The organism is Streptomyces sp. WG7 (genome assembly GCF_049975785.1).
GTDB lineage: Bacteria > Actinomycetota > Actinomycetes > Streptomycetales > Streptomycetaceae > Streptomyces.
The window spans coordinates 1-555 of sequence record NZ_JBNGGE010000189.1 but is presented as its reverse complement, the minus strand read 5'-3'; the positions used below and the strand labels follow the sequence as shown (position 1 = coordinate 555).

Genomic DNA, 555 nt, shown 5'->3' with positions numbered 1-555 from the left:
CGTGGTCCGCGAACTGCACTTCCCCGAGGGCACCACCGTCGACGTGGGCACCTCGATCATCGCGGTCGCCGACGGCGGCACGGCGGACGGCGGCACGGCGGACGGCGAGTCGGCGGAGAGGCAGCCGGAAGGCCGCCGGCCGGTCCTGGTCGGGTACGGGGTCTCCGCCTCCGCGACCCGCCGCCGCCCCCGCAAGGGCGCGGACGCGCCTCCCGGGCCGAACGGCCACGACCCGGCCGGCGCCCCACGCCCGCTGGCGAAGCCCCCGGTGCGCAAGCTGGCGAAGGACCTCGGCGTCGATCTCACCACGGTGCTGCCCTCCGGGCCGGACGGCGTCATCACCCGTGAGGACGTGCACGCGGCGGCGGTGCCGCACGACACGGCATCTGACACCACACCTGTCACCACACCTGACACCACACCTGACACGACTCGCGACACGACTCCTGACACCACACGCCACACGACGTTCGACCCGGCGCGTGAGACCCGCATCCCGGTCAAGGGCGTGCGGAAGGCGACGGCGGCGGCGATGGTCGGTTCGGCGTTCACGGC

1 protein-coding gene is annotated in these 555 nt (G+C 74.4%); it reads left to right on the top strand.

The features are described from left to right. Positions 1 to 555: E3 binding domain-containing protein (locus ACP4J0_RS38690; RefSeq protein WP_426604157.1), on the top strand; the 555-nt coding region annotated here is incomplete at both ends.